Origin of the sequence: Limnohabitans sp. 15K (assembly GCF_002778285.1) — a bacterium.
Taxonomy (GTDB): domain Bacteria; phylum Pseudomonadota; class Gammaproteobacteria; order Burkholderiales; family Burkholderiaceae_C; genus Limnohabitans_A.
The window spans coordinates 77,659-95,773 of record NZ_NESM01000006.1 but is presented as its reverse complement, the minus strand read 5'-3'; the positions used below and the strand labels follow the sequence as shown (position 1 = coordinate 95,773).

Annotated in this window: 19 protein-coding genes; 9 read left to right on the top strand and 10 right to left on the bottom strand. The window is 58.5% G+C overall.

Annotated elements, in window-relative coordinates; all coding sequences use genetic code 11:
* Nucleotides 1–28: 28 nt before the first annotated feature.
* Nucleotides 29–562: a winged helix DNA-binding protein gene (locus B9Z40_RS15965; protein ID WP_100174355.1), complete on the bottom strand. Its 534-nt coding sequence runs from the start codon at nt 560–562 to the stop codon at nt 29–31.
* A gap of 213 nt (nt 563–775) precedes the next feature.
* On the opposite strand from B9Z40_RS15965, the gene B9Z40_RS15960 reads away from it, so the two are divergent.
* Genes B9Z40_RS15960 through crcB form a run of 5 tightly spaced genes read left to right on the top strand, consistent with a single transcriptional unit; the run spans nt 776 to nt 5,159 of the window.
* Complete coding sequence (locus B9Z40_RS15960) at nt 776–1,753, top strand: TRAP transporter substrate-binding protein (protein ID WP_100174354.1); 978 nt, start codon at nt 776–778, stop codon at nt 1,751–1,753.
* Nucleotides 1,754–1,759: 6 nt separating this feature from the next.
* Nucleotides 1,760–2,326 carry a TRAP transporter small permease gene (locus B9Z40_RS15955; protein WP_100174353.1) on the top strand — a complete coding sequence of 189 codons (567 nt, stop codon included), beginning with the start codon at nt 1,760–1,762 and terminating at the stop codon, nt 2,324–2,326.
* A complete protein-coding gene (locus tag B9Z40_RS15950) occupies nt 2,326–3,636 on the top strand; it encodes a TRAP transporter large permease (RefSeq protein WP_100174352.1) in 1,311 nt (436 codons plus the stop codon). Before B9Z40_RS15955 ends, B9Z40_RS15950 begins: the two co-directional genes overlap by 1 nt.
* A 60-nt stretch (nt 3,637–3,696) precedes the next feature.
* Nucleotides 3,697–4,713, top strand: a complete 1,017-nt coding sequence (locus B9Z40_RS15945; RefSeq protein ID WP_100174351.1) for a recombination-associated protein RdgC — start codon at nt 3,697–3,699, stop codon at nt 4,711–4,713.
* Nucleotides 4,714–4,772: 59 nt separating this feature from the next.
* A complete protein-coding gene (crcB, locus tag B9Z40_RS15940) occupies nt 4,773–5,159 on the top strand; it encodes a fluoride efflux transporter CrcB (RefSeq protein ID WP_100174350.1) in 387 nt (128 codons plus the stop codon).
* 71 nt (nt 5,160–5,230) lie between these two features.
* Here crcB and B9Z40_RS15935 read toward each other — a convergent pair whose 3' ends face one another.
* The 9 genes from B9Z40_RS15935 to B9Z40_RS15895 form a co-directional block, all read right to left on the bottom strand.
* Nucleotides 5,231–5,806 carry a CoxG family protein gene (locus B9Z40_RS15935; RefSeq protein WP_100174349.1) on the bottom strand — a complete coding sequence of 192 codons (576 nt, stop codon included), beginning with the start codon at nt 5,804–5,806 and terminating at the stop codon, nt 5,231–5,233.
* A 47-nt stretch (nt 5,807–5,853) separates the two neighbouring features.
* A complete protein-coding gene (locus tag B9Z40_RS15930; RefSeq protein ID WP_100174348.1) occupies nt 5,854–7,032 on the bottom strand; it encodes a VWA domain-containing protein in 1,179 nt (392 codons plus the stop codon).
* A gap of 4 nt (nt 7,033–7,036) precedes the next feature.
* Nucleotides 7,037–7,948, bottom strand: coding sequence for a MoxR family ATPase (locus tag B9Z40_RS15925; protein WP_100174347.1), 912 nt, complete (start codon nt 7,946–7,948; stop codon nt 7,037–7,039).
* Entirely contained in the window at nt 7,941–8,732 is a 792-nt protein-coding gene (locus tag B9Z40_RS15920; RefSeq protein WP_100174346.1) for a xanthine dehydrogenase family protein subunit M, read from the bottom strand. Before B9Z40_RS15920 ends, B9Z40_RS15925 begins: the two co-directional genes overlap by 8 nt.
* A gap of 11 nt (nt 8,733–8,743) precedes the next feature.
* Nucleotides 8,744–11,125: a xanthine dehydrogenase family protein molybdopterin-binding subunit gene (locus B9Z40_RS15915; protein WP_100174345.1), complete on the bottom strand. Its 2,382-nt coding sequence runs from the start codon at nt 11,123–11,125 to the stop codon at nt 8,744–8,746.
* A gap of 11 nt (nt 11,126–11,136) precedes the next feature.
* Nucleotides 11,137–11,604, bottom strand: a complete 468-nt coding sequence (locus B9Z40_RS15910; RefSeq protein ID WP_100174344.1) for a (2Fe-2S)-binding protein — start codon at nt 11,602–11,604, stop codon at nt 11,137–11,139.
* Nucleotides 11,605–11,717: 113 nt separating this feature from the next.
* Nucleotides 11,718–12,515 (bottom strand): substrate-binding domain-containing protein, encoded by a 798-nt coding sequence (locus tag B9Z40_RS15905; RefSeq protein ID WP_369823486.1) that lies wholly within the window; start codon nt 12,513–12,515, stop codon nt 11,718–11,720.
* Between the two features lie 14 nt (nt 12,516–12,529).
* Nucleotides 12,530–13,252 carry a phosphate ABC transporter ATP-binding protein gene (locus B9Z40_RS15900; protein WP_100174342.1) on the bottom strand — a complete coding sequence of 241 codons (723 nt, stop codon included), beginning with the start codon at nt 13,250–13,252 and terminating at the stop codon, nt 12,530–12,532.
* Entirely contained in the window at nt 13,249–13,992 is a 744-nt protein-coding gene (locus B9Z40_RS15895) for an ABC transporter permease (RefSeq protein WP_100174341.1), read from the bottom strand. The genes B9Z40_RS15900 and B9Z40_RS15895 overlap by 4 nt, the downstream gene beginning before the upstream one ends.
* A gap of 126 nt (nt 13,993–14,118) precedes the next feature.
* On the opposite strand from B9Z40_RS15895, the gene B9Z40_RS15890 reads away from it, so the two are divergent.
* From B9Z40_RS15890 to B9Z40_RS15875, 4 genes are all read left to right on the top strand, one after another.
* Nucleotides 14,119–15,234, top strand: coding sequence for a substrate-binding domain-containing protein (locus tag B9Z40_RS15890; RefSeq protein ID WP_369823481.1), 1,116 nt, complete (start codon nt 14,119–14,121; stop codon nt 15,232–15,234).
* A gap of 214 nt (nt 15,235–15,448) precedes the next feature.
* The gene (locus B9Z40_RS15885) at nt 15,449–15,988 is read left to right on the top strand and encodes a TRAP transporter small permease subunit (protein WP_100174421.1); all 540 of its coding nucleotides are present in this window, start codon (nt 15,449–15,451) and stop codon (nt 15,986–15,988) included.
* 49 nt (nt 15,989–16,037) lie between these two features.
* A complete protein-coding gene (locus B9Z40_RS15880) occupies nt 16,038–17,555 on the top strand; it encodes a TRAP transporter large permease subunit (RefSeq protein WP_100174339.1) in 1,518 nt (505 codons plus the stop codon).
* A gap of 57 nt (nt 17,556–17,612) precedes the next feature.
* Nucleotides 17,613–18,107, top strand: a complete 495-nt coding sequence (locus B9Z40_RS15875) for a hypothetical protein (RefSeq protein ID WP_100174338.1) — start codon at nt 17,613–17,615, stop codon at nt 18,105–18,107.
* The last annotated feature ends 8 nt before the right edge of the window (nt 18,108–18,115 follow it).

Genomic DNA, 18,115 nt, shown 5'->3' with positions numbered 1-18,115 from the left:
GCTCAAAATTCAAATTCAAAAACCAGTTTCACAAAGAGGCCGCCGCACGCGCCGCTTGGTCGTACATGCCCGATAGCACACGCAGCAATCGGGCCAGCTCGCCAATGTCGCGGTTCAAGCCATCGTCGGCCTTGAGAGCGTCGATCAAGCAGCTCTCGCGGATTTCGCGGTAGCGCTGCACGTAAGAACGGCCCTCGTCGGTGGCGGCATAGGTCACGTCCTTGCCATTCTTTTGCGACACCACCACGCCCAGGCCTTGCAGCTTTTTCAGGGCGTAATTCACCAAATGCGTGTCTTCGATGTTCATGATGAAACAGATATCGGCCAGGCGTTTGTCACGCGCACGGTGCGTGACGTGGTGCAGCACCAGCACATCCAAGGGCGTCAAATCCTTCAGACCTGCGGCCGCCATGCAATGGATGATCCAGCGGTGAAAGGCATTGCCCGCCACGATCAAGCCAAACTCGAACTCGCTCATCTCGGCGCTGTCCGGCGAGACCAGATGGGCCGAGGACACGATGGGGCTGGCGGCTGAGGTGCTCAGGGAATTTTTGCGCGGCATGGTTTCCGTCAAGGCTGGAGAGATGAGAAAGTCTATGCCCGATGTCGACAATTTACCAACAATTTGTTGACATTAAGGGAAAACACCGATCACGCCGAGCCACCAACTTGCCTAAAGTGAAGAGCTGTCAGATGCACCCGATGCGCGCACCCAGCGGGCACCTTTCTTGCACTGCCCGTTTGACCGTTCAATTCATCTTTCACAGGAGTTTTCATGCAACGTCGCGCCCTTCACCTCAGCCTGCTGGCTGGCTTGCTCGCTGTTTCCGGCTTTGTGTCGGCCCAAAACAAATGGGACCTGCCCGCCGCCTACCCTTCCAGCAATTTCCATTCGCTGAACTTGGCCCAGTTCGCCACCGATGTGGACAAGGCTTCGGGCGGCAAGCTGAAAATCACCGTGCACGCCAATGCATCGCTGTTCAAAGCCCCCGAAATCAAGCGCGCCGTGCAAGGCGGTCAGGCCCAGGCCGGTGAAATTTTGTTGGCCAACTTCAGCAACGAGTGGCCTATTTACGCGGCCGACGGCCTGCCCTTTTTGGCCGACAGCTACGACGAAGGCATGAAGCTCTACAAGGCCCAAAAACCCTTGATGGAAAAGAAACTGGCCGAGCAAGGCATGGTGCTGTTGTACTCGGTGGCCTGGCCACCACAAGGCATTTACAGCAAAAAGCCCATCAACACCGCGGCCGACCTCAAGGGCATCAAGTGGCGCTCTTACAGCCCGTCCACGGCCCGAATTGCCGAGTTGGTGGGTGCTCAGCCTGTGACCGTTCAAGCGGCTGAATTCACACAGGCCTTGGCCACCGGCGTGGTCGAGTCGACCATGACGTCGGGTGCCACAGGCGTGGACAGCAAACTCTATGAACACCTCAAGTACTACTACGATGTACAAGCCTGGTTGCCCAAGAACGCCGTGATCGCCAACAAGAAGGCATTTGACGCGCTCGACAAGCCAACACAAGACGCGCTCATGAAAGCGGCAGCAGATGCCGAAGCCCGTGGCTGGGCCGATTCGCGCAAGGTCAACGACACGACACTGGCCACCCTCAAAGCCAACGGCATGACGGTGACAGCCCCATCGGCGCAACTCAAAGCAGACATGGCCAAAGTGGGCGACACCATGCTCAAGGAATGGCTGGACAAATCAGGCGCAGAAGGCAAAGCCCTGGTCGATGCCTACAACAAGAAATAAGCCCACATGAGCTCCAGCCACACAGCCCATACCGGCCCACTTCGCCGCTTTCTGGACGGTTTGTACCTCCTGGGCGGCAACCTGGCTGCGCTGTGTGTGCTGGCCATTTTGGTCTTGATGATTGCCGCATCTATCGGGCGCGTGTTCGAGTGGCGCGTGTCTTGGGTCAACGACATCGTGGCCTGGCTGTGCGCGGCTGCGGCCTTTTTGGGCATGGCCTACAGCTTTCGCAACGGCGACTTTGTGCGCGTGACACTGGTGCTCGAATCGGTGTCTGCGCCGGTGCGCCGTTGGCTGGAGTTGGTCTCCTTGTCCGTCGCTGCAGTGGCCATCGGCTACTTGGGTTACTGGGCAGCGCGCTTCACCTGGGAAAGCTACGAGTTCAACGACATCGCAGGCAACATGGTGGCGATCCCGATCTGGATTCCGCAAATGAGCTTCGTCGTCGGATCGGCCATTTTGGTGATCGCGGTGCTCGACGAATGTGTGTGTGTTTTCCGGGGCAGCAAGCCCAGCTATGTGGCGCGCGTCGAAGAACGGCACGCCCGTGGTGATTTTTCCGAGGAATTGTGATGGGCCTGCTTGAAATCGGAGGCCTGCTCCTCTTTTTGATGTTGTTGATGCTCAGCGGCGGGGTTTGGATCGCCATGACACTGGCCATTGTGGGCTGGGTCGGTCAGGCCTTCTTCACCAACACACTGCCTGGCAAGAACTTGTTTTCATCCTTTTGGGAAACCTCGGCCAGCTGGGAACTCGCTGCCCTGCCCATGTTCATTTGGATGGGCGAAATTTTGTACCGCACCAAGCTGTCCGAGCAGATGTTTGACGGCCTGTCGCCCTGGCTGTCCAAGGTGCCGGGCCGCCTGATGCACACCACCATTTTGGGTTGCGGCATTTTTGGCTCGGTGTCGGGCTCTTCGGCCGCCACTTGTGCCACGATCGCCAAAGTCGCCCTGCCCGAGCTGGAAAAGCGCGGCTATGACCGCAACATTGCGCTGGGCTCTTTGGCCGCCGCGGGCGGTCTGGGCATTTTGATTCCGCCGTCCATCACCATGGTGGTGTATGCCGTGGCGGCTGACGCCAGCGTGATCCGACTGTTCCTCGCAGGCTTTTTGCCCGGGTTCTTGCTGATGGGTCTGTTCTCGGGCTACATCATCTGGTGGAGCCTGCGCAACCCAGACAAAGTGCCGCCTGCGGAAGCACCCACGACCTTCATGGAAAAAATGCGGCGCTCGGGCAGCTTGATTCCCTGTGGCTTGCTGATCGTGTTCATCGTGTGGGTGCTGGTGGCGGGCATTGCCACCGCCACCGAATGCGCGGCCTATGGCGTGCTGGGGTCGCTGGCCATTGCAGCCGCTGGGCGCAGCCTGACTTGGCAAAATTTCTGGCAAGGCCTGGTGAGCGCCACCCGGGTCAGCTGCATGATCATGTTCATTCTGGCGGGCGCCGCCTTCTTGACCAAGACCATGGCCTTCACGGGCATTCCGCGTGAATTGGCCGAGGTGGTGCACGCGATGAACCTCTCGCCTTTTGGGTTGATTGGCGTGCTGGTGGTGGTGTATCTGATTTTGGGTACGGCGCTGGACGGCATTTCGATGATCGTGCTGACCAGCGCGGTGGTGTTGCCCATGATCCAGAAGGCCGGATTCGATCTGGTGTGGTTCGGTATCTTCATCATCATGTTGATCGAGATCGCCGAAATCACGCCCCCCGTGGGCTTCAACCTGTTTGTGTTGCAGAACATGACCGGCATCGACAGCAACCGCATCGCGACGGTGACCCTGCCCTTTTTCGGCTGCTTGCTCCTGGGTATTGGCTTGATCACCGTGTTCCCATCCATCGTGACCATCCTGCCCGACATGATGATGGGCGTGGCCAAATAAAAGCCGCGTCACTCCGGTAAGATGCCGCGCTGGCCCTGAAGGGGCATGAAAGAGTGACGGATGTTTAAAAATGTGATGGTTTACCGCATCGGCGAGGGCTTTGCGCCCACATTGGCCGATGTGCAAGCGGCGCTGGAGCCGGTTCAATTTGTGGAGTGTGGCGCCAGCCAGGAAAAGTCCATCGGCTGGGTTCCGCCACGGGGCGAGGCCCATGGCCCGCTGGTCGAATCGGTCTCGGGTCAGTGGATTTTGAAACTCATGATCGAGTCCAAGGCCGTGCCCGGCAATGTGGTGCGCCGCAAGGTGGACGAACGTGTCGCCGAAATAGAAGCCGCCACCGGCCGCAAGCCTGGCAAAAAAGAAAAGCGCGACCTGATGGACGACGTGCTGTTGTCGCTGCTGCCTCAAGCGTTTGCACGCCAATCCTCGGTGCTGGTGTGGATGGACCTGGAAAACCGCCGCTTGGTGCTGAATGCAGGCAGCCAAGGCAAGGCCGACGAAGTCATGTCGGCACTGATGAACGTGATGGGCGGCTTATCGGTCTCGCTGATCCAGACCGTGACCTCCCCGCAAGCCGCCATGACGCAGTGGCTGCTGGCCCTCACCCCCGACGAGTGGCCGTCAGATTTGACCGTGGAGCGCGAAACCGTGCTCAAGTCCACTGGCGAAGACGCTGCCAGCGTGCGCTTTACCCGCCACCATCTGGCCAACGACGACGTGCGCAAGCATGTCATGGAAGGCAAACTGCCCACCCAGCTGGCACTCAGCTGGGATGGTCGCGTAGCGTTTGTTTTGACCGAAACCCTGCAGCTGAAAAAAGTGCAGTACCTCGACGGCGTGATGGACGAGTCGGGCACCGACAAAACCGAAGACCGCTTTGACGCCGATGTGGCCTTGTCCACGGGTTTACTGGGGCCACTGATCGACAGCCTGATCGAAGCCTTGGGCGGCGAAATGGAATTGGGCGCGGCGTCGGCCGATCAAGCCCTGCCCAACCCCACGCGCACGGTGGTGAATTCGACCCTTAAGGCAGGTTCAAATGCCACGGCGAGCGACGACGAAGATCCACCGTTTTAATGGTCGTGAATCCAAGTCATCAACCCAAGCCATAAGCCCAAGCCGAGAGGACCCCAGCCATGCTCACAGTGACCGCGATTTGCATTGGCGCTTGTGTGGGCGCTCTCTCGCGCTGGCAATTGGGGCTTTGGCTCAACCCCGCCAGTTCAGGCCTGCTGCCTTGGGGTACCTTGGCCGCCAACCTGATCGGCGGCTATTTGGTGGGTGTGTGCGTGGGGGTCTTCCAGCAACTGCCCGAACTTGACCCCATCTGGCGGCTGGCTTTGGTCACTGGGTTTCTCGGGGCTTTGACCACGTTCTCCAGCTTCTCAGCAGAAGTGGTGTCTCTGCTGCAGCAAGGACGTTTTGCACTGGCCACAGGCAACGCTGCCCTGCATTTGTTCGGCTCCCTGGCTTTGACCTGGTTGGGCCTGAAAACCGCTGCACTCTGGGCTGCCCAAGCCTGAAGGCAGTCTGCCCGGCACCATCGCACTGCCGAAGATTCGCAGTCCGATAGAAGTGGGCTGTTACGCTGCTGTCAAAGGTAAGCGATGGCGACCGCGGCCACCACAACCACCAGACCCAAACCCCACATCCATGCCGGCAAACCCGATGAGGCCTGGTTCGGTACAGGCGCAGATCCGAGGCTCAGGGGTTCTGGCACTGGCGGGTAACGTTTTTCGAGTTCCGCTTCAAAGCGCTTGAAAAAGTCTTCGGCCATGTTCTTGGCCACACCATCGATCAAACGTTGTCCCAATTGCGCGATTTTTCCGCCCACAGACGAGTGCACGGTGTAATGCAATTCACAGCCCTTTTCCAACGGCTTGATCTCGACCGCAGCCTCGCCTTTGCCAAATCCAGCCACGCCGCCTTGGGCATCGAAGTTGAGTTTGTAGCTCTGCGGAGCAACGATGTCCGTCAGCTGGACGCTGCCATTGAACAAGGCCGATACCGGCCCCATCTTGATGCCCGCTGCCACCGCGAATTTTTGATTGCCTGAAGGCTCAAATTTTTGGCAACCAGGGATGCAGGCCTTGAGGATTTCGGGGTCATTGAGTGCCTCCCAAACCTGCTGCTGGGTCACTTGGAGTGTGCGTTGGCCAGTCATGTCCATGGTGGGTGTCTCCTGTCAAAACAAAATAGGGGAAATGCTTGAGCGCTTCATGATCTTGACCGCTTCATCAGTTGGCCAATGGCTTGTGCAAGGTCTTCCAGCTTGCTGAGATTATGAACCGCGAGCATGCCATCGGCGTGCTGGTGCAATACCTGCGCACCGCTGGCCAATGGGGCATAACCCTCAAAGCGCAAGAGCGGGTTGAGCCAAAACAGTTGCCGGCAATGCCTTTTGAGCCACTGCACTTCGGATTGCAAGTGGGCAGGCTCTCCGGTGTCCAGACCGTCGCTGATGAGCAGCACCACCGTTCTGCGCCCGATCAGGCAACGCGCATGGTGCTCTCGCAAAGTGGCCAGCGAATCACCCAAGCGTGTCCCCCCGGCAAAATCAGCAATCCGCTTGTTGGCCTCCTCAAGCATGCGGTCGGTGTCCTTGTGCTTGAAAGCGGGACGCAGATCGGTGAGGTCGGTGCCGAAAGCAAAAACAGCGCGTGGGTGAGTTCGTGTGGCTTGGTGCAAAAACGCCAAGAGCAAACGGGCATACCGCTCCATGGACCCGGAAATGTCCACCAGCACCAGCAGGGGTAAAGCCTGTGGTCGACGCGCACGTTGAGGCAACCACAACAACTCGCCTTCCGAACGGCCCGCTTGCTGCATGGCCGCAGGCCAATGCGGGCGTTGGCCACGCAGACCAGCGCGCGTTCTCCGGCCTGGTACCGGTTCCAAGGACAAAGGAATGTCGCGAACCAGCCGTTCAATCAGGCGAAACTCACTGGCGTTGAGTGTTGCAAAGTCTGCATGCTGCAGCCGCTGGCGGTCACTGGCGGTCATGGCCGCATCGAGTTGAATTTCACTTTCCTGGCGTGGGCCCGCTTCGGTCTTCTTGGGGGCAGCCAAAGCCTCTTGCACCCTGGCCTTGCGCGAGGGTGGTTGGCCCTGGCGCACTTTGGGCAACATTTGAGCCAGCAGTTGTTGCGCCAATTCGGGGTTTCTGAACAAGGCTGAAAACAACTGGTCAAAGACCTCGATGTCTTGCTGGCGGTTGATCAACACAGAACCCAGAGCCGCATGCAGGTCGTCTTTTCGCTCAAGACCCACCAGGCGGGCCGCTTCAATGGCCAGGGCCATGCGCTGGCTGTCGATGGGCACACCTGCCCTGCGCAAAGCGCGGCCAAAACCAATGATGTTTTCGGGCAGCTTGCCGCTGCGCGCATCACCGAGTTTCATGCGCTCAAGCCTGCGAAGGCGCAGGTCGCAGAAGTTCGTCGATCAGGGGCACCAGGGCGGCCACATCTTCACGCTGCTTGAACAAGATGCCGGCTGTGTCCTGGATCACTTCCGGGTCCAGCGCGAGGGTGTCGAGCGCCACCAGCGCCTTGGCCCACTCCACGCTCTCGGCAATGCCCGGCGAGCGCTGGAAAGCATTGGCAAAGGGCAAAGAACGCAGGCGCGAGACAAATTCTGTGACGGCTTCGGTCAACAAAGGGCCGGCGTTGGGCACTTGGCTTTGCACAATGGCGTGCTCGCGTTCACGCTCGGGGTAATCCATCCACTGGTAAAGGCAGCGACGTTTGACCGCATCGTTCATGTCACGCGTGCGGTTGCTGGTGAGGATGGTGATGGGTGCGACTTGGGCCTTGATCGTGCCCAGCTCGGGAATAGTCACCTGGTATTCGCCCAGGTATTCCAGCAAAAAGGCCTCAAAAGGCTCATCGGCACGGTCGACCTCATCGATCAGCAACACAGCGCCCGGAGCCGGTGCCTCCAAAGCCTGCAACAAGGGCCGGCGGATCAGAAAGCGCGATTGGTAGACGGCCTGCTCGATCTCGGCCGCAGTCTGTGTGGTTTGCGCAGCGCGCATGTGCAGCAGCTGGGCCGTGTGGTTCCACTCGTACAAGGCCTCGCGCTGCTCCATGCCGTCGTAACACTGCAGGCGCAGCATGGGCCGCCCCAACACCTTGGCCAGGGCTTTGGCCAATTCTGTTTTGCCAACACCCGGCTCGCCCTCCAGCAGCAGCGGCCTGCCCAGCTTCATCGCCAGAAAAACCGATGTCGCCAGACGACGATGTGCGTGGTAACCCACACCCTCTAGGGCGTGGATCAATGCATCGATGCTGACCAACTCGTCAATGGGTTCACGCATTGGCCTGTTGCACCGCCCGCTGAGTCTGAACCTTGATCAACTGGGCACGGTAAGCAGCGCTGGCATGCAAGTCGCCATTGAGCTCGCTCGCATCGATCGTCACGCCTTCCACCGCCTCGGGCGTGAAACTCTTGGACAAAGCGGCTTCGAGGCCGGCATGGCGAAACACCCCATTGCCCGCGCCCGTGATGGCCACGCGAACGCCTTGATCAGTTTGCGCCACAAACACACCCACCAGCGCAAAGCGCGAAGCAGGTTGGCGGAACTTGGCATAGGCCGATTTTTTGGCCAAGGGGAAATGGATGGCCGTGATCAACTCACCCTCTTCCAAAGCCGTGGTGTACATGCCCTGGAAAAAATCATCGGCAGCGATCTTGCGCTTGTTGGTTTGCACGGTGGCACCCAATGCCAAGACGGCGCTGGGGTAACAAGCTGCAGGGTCGTTGTTGGCCACCGAGCCACCCATGGTGCCCATGGCACGAACTTGGCGGTCACCGATGTTGCCCGCCAAGTCAGCCAATCCCGGAATCGCGGATTTGACTTCGGCGCTGTCGGCCACAAATTCATGGCGCGTCATGGCGCCAATCACCAATGTGTTGCCTTCTTTTTTGATCCCGCTCAGTTCAGGGACACCGCCCAAGTCAACCAAGCTGCCGGGCTGGGCCAGGCGCTGCTTGAGCGAAGCGATCAGGGTCTGACCACCGGCCAGCGCTTGGCCTCCGGCAGAAATTTTGGCCACCGTGTCGGCCAAAGAGGCGGTGCGTTCGTAGGCGAATGCGTACATGTTGTGGTTCCTCAGGCTTTGGCTTGTTGAATGGCGGTCCACACCCGGTTCGGGCTGGCGGGCATGTCCAGGTCCTTCACACCCAGCGGTGCCAAGGCGTCGAGCACAGCGTTCATGACCGCAGGGGGAGAACCGATGGCACCGGCTTCGCCGCAGCCTTTGGTGCCCAAGGGGTTGGTGGTGCAAGGGGTGCACACATGGCCAATGGTGAAGGCTGGAAAATCGTCGGCACGCGGCATGGCGTAGTCCATGAAGGAGCCTGTCAAGAGTTGACCGGTCTCGCGGTCATACACGCAGTGCTCCATCAGCGCCTGGCCGATGCCCTGAACCAAACCACCGTGCACCTGGCCTTCGACAATCATCGGGTTGATGATGGTGCCAAAATCATCCACAGCGGTGAAACGGTCCACACGAACGACACCTGTTGCAGGGTCAATCTCGACCTCGCAAATGTAAGTACCGTTCGGGAAGGTGAAGTTGGTCGGGTCGTAAAAAGCGGTCTCGTTGAGACCTGGCTCCAACTTGTCAAGCGGGTAGTTGTGCGGCACATAGGCCGTCAGCGCCACTTGGCCAAAAGTGACCATTTTGTCGGTGCCCTTGACCTTGAACTCACCACCGGCGAAGTCCACATCGGCATCGCTGGCTTCCATCAGGTGGGCGGCGATCTTCTTGGCCTTGGCTTCAATTTTGTCCAGCGCGCGCATGATGGCCGAGCCACCCACCGAGATGGAGCGCGAGCCATAAGTGCCCATGCCGAAAGGAACACGACCTGTGTCGCCGTGCACGATATCCACTTGCTCAGGCGAGAGGCCCAAGCGAGCGGCCACTACCTGTGCAAACGTGGTTTCATGGCCTTGGCCATGGCTGTGTGAACCGGTGAAAACGGTCACGCTGCCTGTGGGGTGAACACGCACTTCGCCGCACTCAAACAGACCCGCCCGCGCACCCAAAGCACCCGCCACGTTGGACGGCGCCAAACCGCAAGCCTCGATGTAGCTGGAATAACCCAAGCCACGCAGCAAGCCCTTGGCTTTGGATTGCGCTTTGCGCTGCTCCAAGCCCGCCACATCGGCCAATTGATTGGCTTGCTCGATGCAGGCGTGGAAGTCACCTGTGTCGTACTGCAAAGCCACTGGGGTCTGGTAAGGGAACTCGGTGATGAAATTGCGGCGACGGATTTCGTCTTGCGAAAGACCCATTTCCCAGGCAGCGCGAGAAACGATGCGCTCCAGCAAATAAGTGGCCTCGGGTCGGCCAGCACCTCGGTAGGCGTCGACTGGGGCCGTGTTGGTGAACCACGAATCCACCTCCACATAAACCTGTGGCGTCTTGTACTGACCCGCCAGCAATGTGGCGTACAGAATGGTCGGCACGGCGGTTGAGAAGGTCGACAGGTAAGCACCCAGATTGGCGTCGGTGTGGACACGGAAGCCCAAGAACTTGCCATCTTTGTCCATGGCCAGCTCTGCATGGCTGACATGGTCGCGGCCATGGGCGTCAGAGAGGAAGGCCTCTGAACGGTCGCAGTTCCACTTGATGGGGCGGTTGAGCTTTTTAGAAGCCCAAGTCAGGCACACATCTTCGGCGTACAGGTAAATTTTGGCACCAAAGCCACCACCCACATCGGGCGCAATCACACGCACTTTGTGTTCTGGCAGGCCCATCACAAACGCTGTCAAAAGCAAGCGCTCGACGTGCGGGTTCTGGTTCGAGACATACAAGGTGTAGTCGTCACCGGCCCGGTTGTAGTGCCCGATGGCTGCACGCGGCTCCATGGGGTTGGGTGCCAAACGGTTGTTCACCAGGTCCAGCTTGGTCACATGCGCGGCATTGGCAAATGTGGCATCGACGGCCGCCTTGTCACCGATGGCCCACTTGTAGCATTGGTTGTCTGGCGCAACATCATGGATCACAGGTGCACCCGGGGCTTGCGCGTCACGCACATCCACCACTGCGGCCAAGGGCTCGTAATCCACCATCACCAACTCGGCCGCGTTGCGGGCTTGCTCATAGGTTTCGGCCACGACCATGGCCACATGGTCGCCCACATAACGCACTTTTTCGAACGCCAAAATCGGGTGTGGCGGCTCTTTCATGGGTTCGCCATTGGTGCTGGTGATCAACCAACCGCATGGCAAGCCATTGATCTTGTCTGCGGCCACGTCTTGGCCGTCCAAAATGCCGATGACGCCCGGCGCTGCCAGAGCAGCCGTTTTGTCGATGCTGCGGATTTTGGCGTGGGCATGGGGTGAGCGGACAAAGAAGCAATGGGACATGTTGGCCAGCACGATGTCGTCGGTGTATTGGCCTGCGCCCGTCAAGAAACGGTAGTCCTCCTTGCGGCGGAGGGATTCCCCAATGTGGGGGAGATTGGCAAAATCGGAAGCACCCATGTTCGATCTCCTTAAGACTTCATGGCCGCTGCACCTTGCAGAACGGACTTGACAATGTTTTGGTAACCGGTGCAACGGCAAATATTGCCTTCCAGCGCCTCGCGCACCTCTTGTTCGCCTGCATTGGGATGACGCTTGCAAAGGTCGAGCGCGCTCATGACCATGCCAGGGGTGCAAAAACCGCACTGCAGTCCGTGGCACTCCTTGAAGGCCGCTTGCATGGGGTGCATGGTGCCGTCAGTGGCAGCCAAACCTTCGATGGTCTCGACATCGCTGCCAGCCGCCTGCGCCAACAGCATGTTGCAGGACTTGACGGCCTTGCCATTCATGAGCACGGTGCACGCGCCGCATTGCGCCGTATCGCACCCAACGTGCGTACCCGTGAGTTTGAGTTGCTCGCGCAACGCTTGAACCAGCAGCGTATTCGGCGCCGCATCCACCACAACGGCTTTGCCGTTGACCTTGAGTTGAACCTGCATGCCTATCTCCTGTTTGAAAGGGTTATCACTCGCCATTTCAACATGCACAGATGAGGGCTTCCATGGGTGAAAGCCCTAGGTTTTCAGCAAAGTAAGGCGAACCTAGAGACGACTCATTTGCTGGCGTTAGGGAAGAACAATTGTTCGCCACCAATTTTGTAATCGGCCACTGTGGCTTGGCCAGCGGCTGAAGTGATCCAATCCACAAACTTCTGCGCATCGGCCCGTTTGACGTGCGCATGTTTCGCCGGGTTGACCACCATCACGCCATATTGGTTGAACAAGCGGTTATCGCCCTCCACCAAGATGGTCAGATCGGCGCGGTTCTTGAAATTGAGCCAAGTGGCACGATCGGCCAACACATAAGCACCCGAAGACGCTGCAATGTTGAGGGCTGGGCCCATGCCGCAACCACATTCTTTGTAGCCGCTGCCCTTTTTGTCGGTCAGCGCGGCCAGGGTCCAAAAACGCAGTTCGGCCGCGTGGGTGCCACTCTTGTCACCCCGCGAGACAAAGGCCGCGTTGCCCGCCGACAACTTGGCCAAAGCCGCCACAATGTCTTTGCCTTTGGCGGCTGCCGGGTCAGCCTTGGGTCCGATCAGCACAAAGTCGTTGTACATCACGGGCAAGCGCTTGATGCCAAAGCCATCGGCCACGAATTTTTCTTCCGCCACTTGGTCGTGCACAAACACCACATCGGCGTCACCGCGACGCGCCATGTCCAGTGCCTGACCCGTGCCCAACGCCACCACTTTCACGTCCAACCCACTGGCTTTTTTGAAGGCCGGCAAGAGGTGCGCAAACAAGCCCGACTGCTCGGTCGAGGTGGTGGACGACATCACGATGGACTGGGCTTGTGCCCACACCGAAGTGGTGGCCAAAACCGCACACACCAAGGCGCGACGGGTCATAGAAGATGGAAAGGTCATGAAAGTTCTCCTTGAACAAAAGCATGGGCTGCCGGGCTGCGTTCAGCCAGCAAAACGGGGTTGAAAAAATCGGCCACAGGCAAGTCGGCCATGACTTGACCGAACTCCAGATAAATGACTCGGGTGGCCAAGCGCTTGACTTGACCCAGGTTGTGGCTGGCCCAGACCAAGGTCAGAGGGCGTTCTGGCGCACAGGCAAATTCGGCCATCAGGGCTTCGACTTCGCGTTTGGCATGCGGGTCCAGGCTGGCCGTGGGCTCATCCAAAAGCAGCACATCGGGCTGTCGCGCCCAAGCACGGGCCAAAGCCAGGCGCTGCTGCTGTCCACCCGACAACTGGCGGCCGTTTTGCTGCGCCACAGACAACAGGCCCACACGCTGCAAAGCCTGCAGCGCCAGCGCTTTGGCTTGTGTCCAACTCAGGCCCCGTTCACGGTCCAGCCACAAGCCCAGCGCCACATTGTTCAAGGCCGACAGGCGCAGCATGTGCGGCCTTTGGAACAGCATGGCTTGGCGCACACCCGGCGCTTGTTGCACCTGGCCTTGCGAGAGAAGCACCAAGCCATGCAAGGTACGCAGCAAAGTGCTCTTGCCCGAGCCATTGGCCCCCACCAGCGCCACGCGCTCACCCGCCGCAATGCGCAAGCTCACGTCCTTCAGGGCCTGTTGCGCCCCCAGCTGGACACTCACCGCATCCAGCGTGATCTGCGCGGCGTTCATGGCTGCGCACCCAACAGGCCATGGGCTGTCGCTGGCCGCGAATAACGTGACTCACCCCAGCGCCGCAGACCCGCCACCAGCGCATTGAGCAACAACACCACCGCCAGCAGCACCATGCCCAGCCCCAGCGCCAGCGGTAAATCGCCTTTGCTGGTTTCCAGCGCAATGGCGGTGGTCATGACGCGGGTGAAACCGTCGATGTTGCCGCCCACGATCATGACGGCGCCCACCTCCGAGATGGCGCGGCCAAAGGCTGTCACGGCAATCGTCAGCAAGGCCAAGCGTTCGTCCCAGGCCAGCAACAAGCTGCGCACCCAAGGGCCTGCGCCCAGCGACGCCCACTGCTCCCCGTGTTGCCGCTCCACGTCTTCGACCACCTGGCGCGTGAGCGCAGCCACCACCGGCACCACCAAAATGAACTGGGCCAGCACCATGGCCTTGAAGCTGAACATCCAACCCAAAAATCCCAAAGGCCCACTGCGCGAGAGCAGCAAATACACCACCAGGCCCACCACCACCGAAGGCAGCGCCAGCAGGGTGTTCAAACCCACCAGCACCGCGCCCCGGCCACGAAAACGCGACACGGCCAACCAAGCGCCCAGCGCCACGCCCACGCCATAGGCCAGCAGGCAGGCCGTGGCACTGACAGCCAAAGACCGTGTGACGACCACCCACAGGGCAGGATCGAAAGAAGTGACGAGGTTCAGCGCCGTCAGGACGCTGTCGGAGAAAGTATTCATAAGCGCCGTGGATGCTACGGGACACGCGCCCTGCAAGGCATGAGGGGTGTCCACTATGAAGAGGTTTGCATAGGTCGGAAGCAAGACACTCTGGCAAGCACTCGCCGTTCAGGCAAACTCGCGTTTGTGCAACACATTGACCTCTCTTACCACTGGACGCCGCATCAAATTGACGAGGTCGTCCGCGATCGACTCAGCCCCTTGCAAAACCCACTCATGGACACCCTCCAGGCTGTGCGGGAATGCGGCTCCATCGCGGCGGCAGCCAAATCGATGCAGCTGTCCTACCGGCATGTTTGGGGCGAACTCAAGCGTTGGGAACAAACCCTGGGCCAACCGCTGATTCTTTGGGAAAAGGGCCAATCTGCCCGACTCAGTGAGTTTGCAGACAAATTATTGTGGGCCGAAAGGCAAGCCCAAGCCCGGCTCGCGCCCCAAATCAGGGCTTTGCAAGCCGAGCTGGAAAAAACCTTTTCGGTCGCTTTTGACCCCGAGCACCATGTATTGCCCATTTTTGCCAGCCATGACGATGCCCTGGTTCGGTTGCGGGAACATGCTGCAACCCAATCTTTGCACCTGGATTTGCGTTTTTGCGGCAGTGTGGATGCGATCCGTGCCTTGAACGAAGGCCGGTGCATCATGGCGGGCTTTCACGCCCCATCACAACCTGCGGCCCATTCTTTGGTGGCGCGCACCTACAAACCGCTGCTCAAAACCGGTTTGCACAAACTGATCGGGTTTGCCAGCCGACAGCAGGGCTTGATGGTGCAAACGGGCAACCCCTTGAATTTGCATGAATTGCAACACCTTCTGAAACCGGGCGTGCGCTTTGTCAACCGCAGTCCCGGCACAGGCACCCGCTTGCTGCTGGACCAATGGCTGAGCGCTGCAGCACTCAAAGGGGAAGACATCGTGGGCTACACCCAAGAAGAACCTTCTCATGCGGCCGTGGCCGCCAGCATTGCAGCCGGTCAAGCCGATGTGGGTTTGGGCATCGGCTCGGCAGCGCAGGCGCAAGGGCTGGATTTTGTGCCTTTGGAACACGAAGACTATTGGCTTGTTTGCCTGAAAAGTGCTGTCGATTCGCCACCCGTGCAGCAGCTTCGCCGCATGCTCCAATCCCCAGAGTGGACCGAACAACTCAACACCATGCCGGCCTACCACACGGGCAACACCTCGGGACAGGTGCAGTCCTTGAAACACCGACTGCCTTGGTGGGCACACCGTTCGGAAAAAGCCTGAACGTAAGGGGTATTACTTACCCCAAGGATCCATCCGCTTGTGTTTGGTACCGATTGATGGAAATTCAAGCCAGGTACAGAAAAAATCAAACAATGGATTCATCAAAACGCCATGGAAGGGCACGGGCGTTGTTACCATTGGCCCCTTGCAAAGCGGGAGCCTTGCGCGCGGGCCCAATACAGGCCCCTTGTCATTTATGGATTGGAGAGATGTCTTGACTGCCTTACTCAAATTTGCACGTTTCATGGATTGGCTCAGCAATGGCTTTGGCATGGTCGCTTCGTGGGCCGTTTTGTTGGCTGCCATGATTTGTGCGGGAAATGCCTTTGTCCGCTACGGCTTCGATTGGAGCTCGAACGGCCTGATCGAAATCCAGTGGTACATGTTTGCCTGGGTGGTGATGGTGGGAGCGCCCTATGTACTCAAAGTCAATGAGCATGTCCGGGTGGACCTGATTTACGGCAAGCTCAAAGGCAATGCCCCTGTTTATGTCGATATTTTCGGCATCATCGTTTTCCTGATGCCCATCATGGGCTACCTGGCGTGGTTGTCTTACCCCTATTTCATGAACACCTTGGTTTCGGGTGAAATGAGCCAAAACGCAGGCGGCTTGATCCGTTGGCCCGCCACATTGGCCTTGCCTTTGGGCTTTGCCCTGGTCTGGTTGCAAGGCTTGGCCGAATTGATCAAGCGCGTGGGCTACCTCTCGGGACAATACGCGATGGACACCCACTATGAGAAACCCCTGCAGTGAGCTTCAGGGCCTGAAAAACCTCAATACATAACAACAAATAGGACTTCCAATGCAAATGGAAAATTTTGCCCCGATCATGTTCGCGGGCCTTGTCGTGGTGATGCTGGTGGGCTTTCCGGTCGCCTTTTCTTTGGCGGCTTTGGGCTTGGCCAGTGGGTTTTATGCGATCGAGATGGGCTGGTTCCCCGTCGCCTTCATGAGCAACTTGCCCATTTCGATTTTTTCGATCCTGAGCAATGACCTGTTGCTGGCCATTCCCTTCTTCACCTTCATGGGCACCATCCTGGAAAAGTGTGGACTGGCCGAAGACATGCTCGATTCCATGGGCCAACTTTTTGGCCCCATGAAAGGCGGCCTGGGCTATTCGGTGATCCTTGTCGGCTTCATTTTGGGTGCCATCACGGGCACCGTGGCAGGCCAAGTGATCGCGATGGCGTTGATCTCTTTGCCGGTGATGATTCGCTATGGTTACAACATGCGCTACGCCACCGGGGTCTTGGCCGCATCGGGAACGATCACACAGCTGGTACCGCCCTCATTGGTTCTGGTGGTTTTGGCCGACCAGCTGGGCAAGCCTGTGGGTGACATGTACAAAGGCGCTTGGGGCCCCTCGCTGATTCAGATTGGCATGTTCGCGCTATACACCTTTGCCGTGACCCGGATCAAACCCGATTTTTTACCTGGAATTCCCAAGGAAGATCGAACCCTCAATGGTTGGCCTTTGTGGAAAAAATGCCTCAAAGGCATCATTCCATCCGCCATGCTGATTTTCACCGTGCTGGGCTCCATGGGTGGTTTGCCATTCCAAGACTCTGCGCTGGCAACCCCCACTGAAGCGGGTGCGATGGGCGTGGTCGGCGCTTTGATCCTGGCGGCTTCGCACAAACGACTCAATTTCAGTCTTTTGTGGGAGGCCATGCACGGCACCATGCGCCTGACCGCCATGGTGGTGTTCATCTTGATCGGTTCACGCGTGTTCAGCCAAGTGTTCCAAGGCGTGGATGGTGCCAAGTGGGTGGAGCACCTGCTCACAGGCCTGCCGGGAGGACAAACAGGTTTCTTGGTCGTTGTGAACATTTTTGTGTTTTTCCTGGCGTTTTTCCTCGACTTTTTTGAAATCGCTTTCATCATCGTTCCGATGCTGGCCCCCGTGGCCGACAAATTGGGCATTGACCTGATTTGGTTTGGCGTGTTGTTGTGCGTCAACTTGCAGACCAGCTTCATGCACCCGCCCTTTGGATTTGCCTTGTTCTACCTCAGAGGTATCGCAGACACCTTGTTCAAAGACAAACGCATTCCCTTTGCGGTCAAGTCCAACGACATTTATTTGGGCTCCATCCCCTGGGTGATCATGCAACTTCTGTTGGTGGTCATCGTGATCTTTGTGCCCCAAACGGTCACGGCCTTCTTGGACAAAGAAGTCAAAGTGGACATCGACAAAGTGGTCATCGAGATGCCCCAAGACAGCGCGGCGGCCCTAGAAGCCACAGCGCCGGCAACCGGTGCGGAACAAGAAAAAACCGACAAAGATGCGCAGGACAAGATCGACGACTTGTTCAAGAAATAAAGCGCTCTAACCCCCAAACGCCTCGATTTCGAGGCGTTTTTTCATGGACTCCACGCAATGACATCGCCCATCCCCCCTGATTTGACCGAGCACTTGGGTCCTGCCCCCTTTCGCTTCACACCCCGTGAAGAAACCATGAGTTCGCAAGCCTTCAGCTTGCCTTTCAAAGTCTTGGCCGTCACGCTCTTGCTGGGTTTGGCCTTCTGGGCTTACCAACTGCATGGCTCCCAAGTGGTTCAGACCGATTACCTCTGGATCTGGGCGGCCTGGGGCATCATGGCCTACACCGTGGGTCACTTGCTGTTGGGCAAAACAAGGCTGACCGCCGAAACCCTGGAGCAAACCTGGATCTGGCACAAAAAAGTCGAACTGCGCGACTTGGCTTATGTGAAACTCATCCGCGTGCCGGGAATGGATGCCGTCATTGCACCCCGCTTATATGCCCGCACTCTGATGGGGAAATTCACAGTCATTTACGCCTGCAACCCTGAAATGATCGAGGAGTTCAAACGCATGGGCGCAGAGCTCAAAGCCTTTCGGGCCATGCGTTGACCCTCCTG

Excerpts from the sequence above, each read along its gene's own strand:
- B9Z40_RS15965 (WP_100174355.1), bottom strand. The coding sequence starts at position 562 with ATGCCGCGCAAAAATTCCCTGAGCACCTCAGCCGCCAGCCCCATCGTG.
- B9Z40_RS15960 (WP_100174354.1), top strand. The coding sequence starts at position 776 with ATGCAACGTCGCGCCCTTCACCTCAGCCTGCTGGCTGGCTTGCTCGCT.
- B9Z40_RS15955 (WP_100174353.1), top strand. The coding sequence starts at position 1,760 with ATGAGCTCCAGCCACACAGCCCATACCGGCCCACTTCGCCGCTTTCTG.
- B9Z40_RS15950 (WP_100174352.1), top strand. The coding sequence starts at position 2,326 with ATGGGCCTGCTTGAAATCGGAGGCCTGCTCCTCTTTTTGATGTTGTTG.
- B9Z40_RS15945 (WP_100174351.1), top strand. The coding sequence starts at position 3,697 with ATGTTTAAAAATGTGATGGTTTACCGCATCGGCGAGGGCTTTGCGCCC.
- crcB (WP_100174350.1), top strand. The coding sequence starts at position 4,773 with ATGCTCACAGTGACCGCGATTTGCATTGGCGCTTGTGTGGGCGCTCTC.
- B9Z40_RS15935 (WP_100174349.1), bottom strand. The coding sequence starts at position 5,806 with ATGGACATGACTGGCCAACGCACACTCCAAGTGACCCAGCAGCAGGTT.
- B9Z40_RS15930 (WP_100174348.1), bottom strand. The coding sequence starts at position 7,032 with ATGAAACTCGGTGATGCGCGCAGCGGCAAGCTGCCCGAAAACATCATT.
- B9Z40_RS15925 (WP_100174347.1), bottom strand. The coding sequence starts at position 7,948 with ATGCGTGAACCCATTGACGAGTTGGTCAGCATCGATGCATTGATCCAC.
- B9Z40_RS15920 (WP_100174346.1), bottom strand. The coding sequence starts at position 8,732 with ATGTACGCATTCGCCTACGAACGCACCGCCTCTTTGGCCGACACGGTG.
- B9Z40_RS15915 (WP_100174345.1), bottom strand. The coding sequence starts at position 11,125 with ATGGGTGCTTCCGATTTTGCCAATCTCCCCCACATTGGGGAATCCCTC.
- B9Z40_RS15910 (WP_100174344.1), bottom strand. The coding sequence starts at position 11,604 with ATGCAGGTTCAACTCAAGGTCAACGGCAAAGCCGTTGTGGTGGATGCG.
- B9Z40_RS15905 (WP_369823486.1), bottom strand. The coding sequence starts at position 12,515 with ATGACCCGTCGCGCCTTGGTGTGTGCGGTTTTGGCCACCACTTCGGTG.
- B9Z40_RS15900 (WP_100174342.1), bottom strand. The coding sequence starts at position 13,252 with ATGAACGCCGCGCAGATCACGCTGGATGCGGTGAGTGTCCAGCTGGGG.
- B9Z40_RS15895 (WP_100174341.1), bottom strand. The coding sequence starts at position 13,992 with ATGAATACTTTCTCCGACAGCGTCCTGACGGCGCTGAACCTCGTCACT.
- B9Z40_RS15880 (WP_100174339.1), top strand. The coding sequence starts at position 16,038 with ATGCAAATGGAAAATTTTGCCCCGATCATGTTCGCGGGCCTTGTCGTG.
- B9Z40_RS15875 (WP_100174338.1), top strand. The coding sequence starts at position 17,613 with ATGACATCGCCCATCCCCCCTGATTTGACCGAGCACTTGGGTCCTGCC.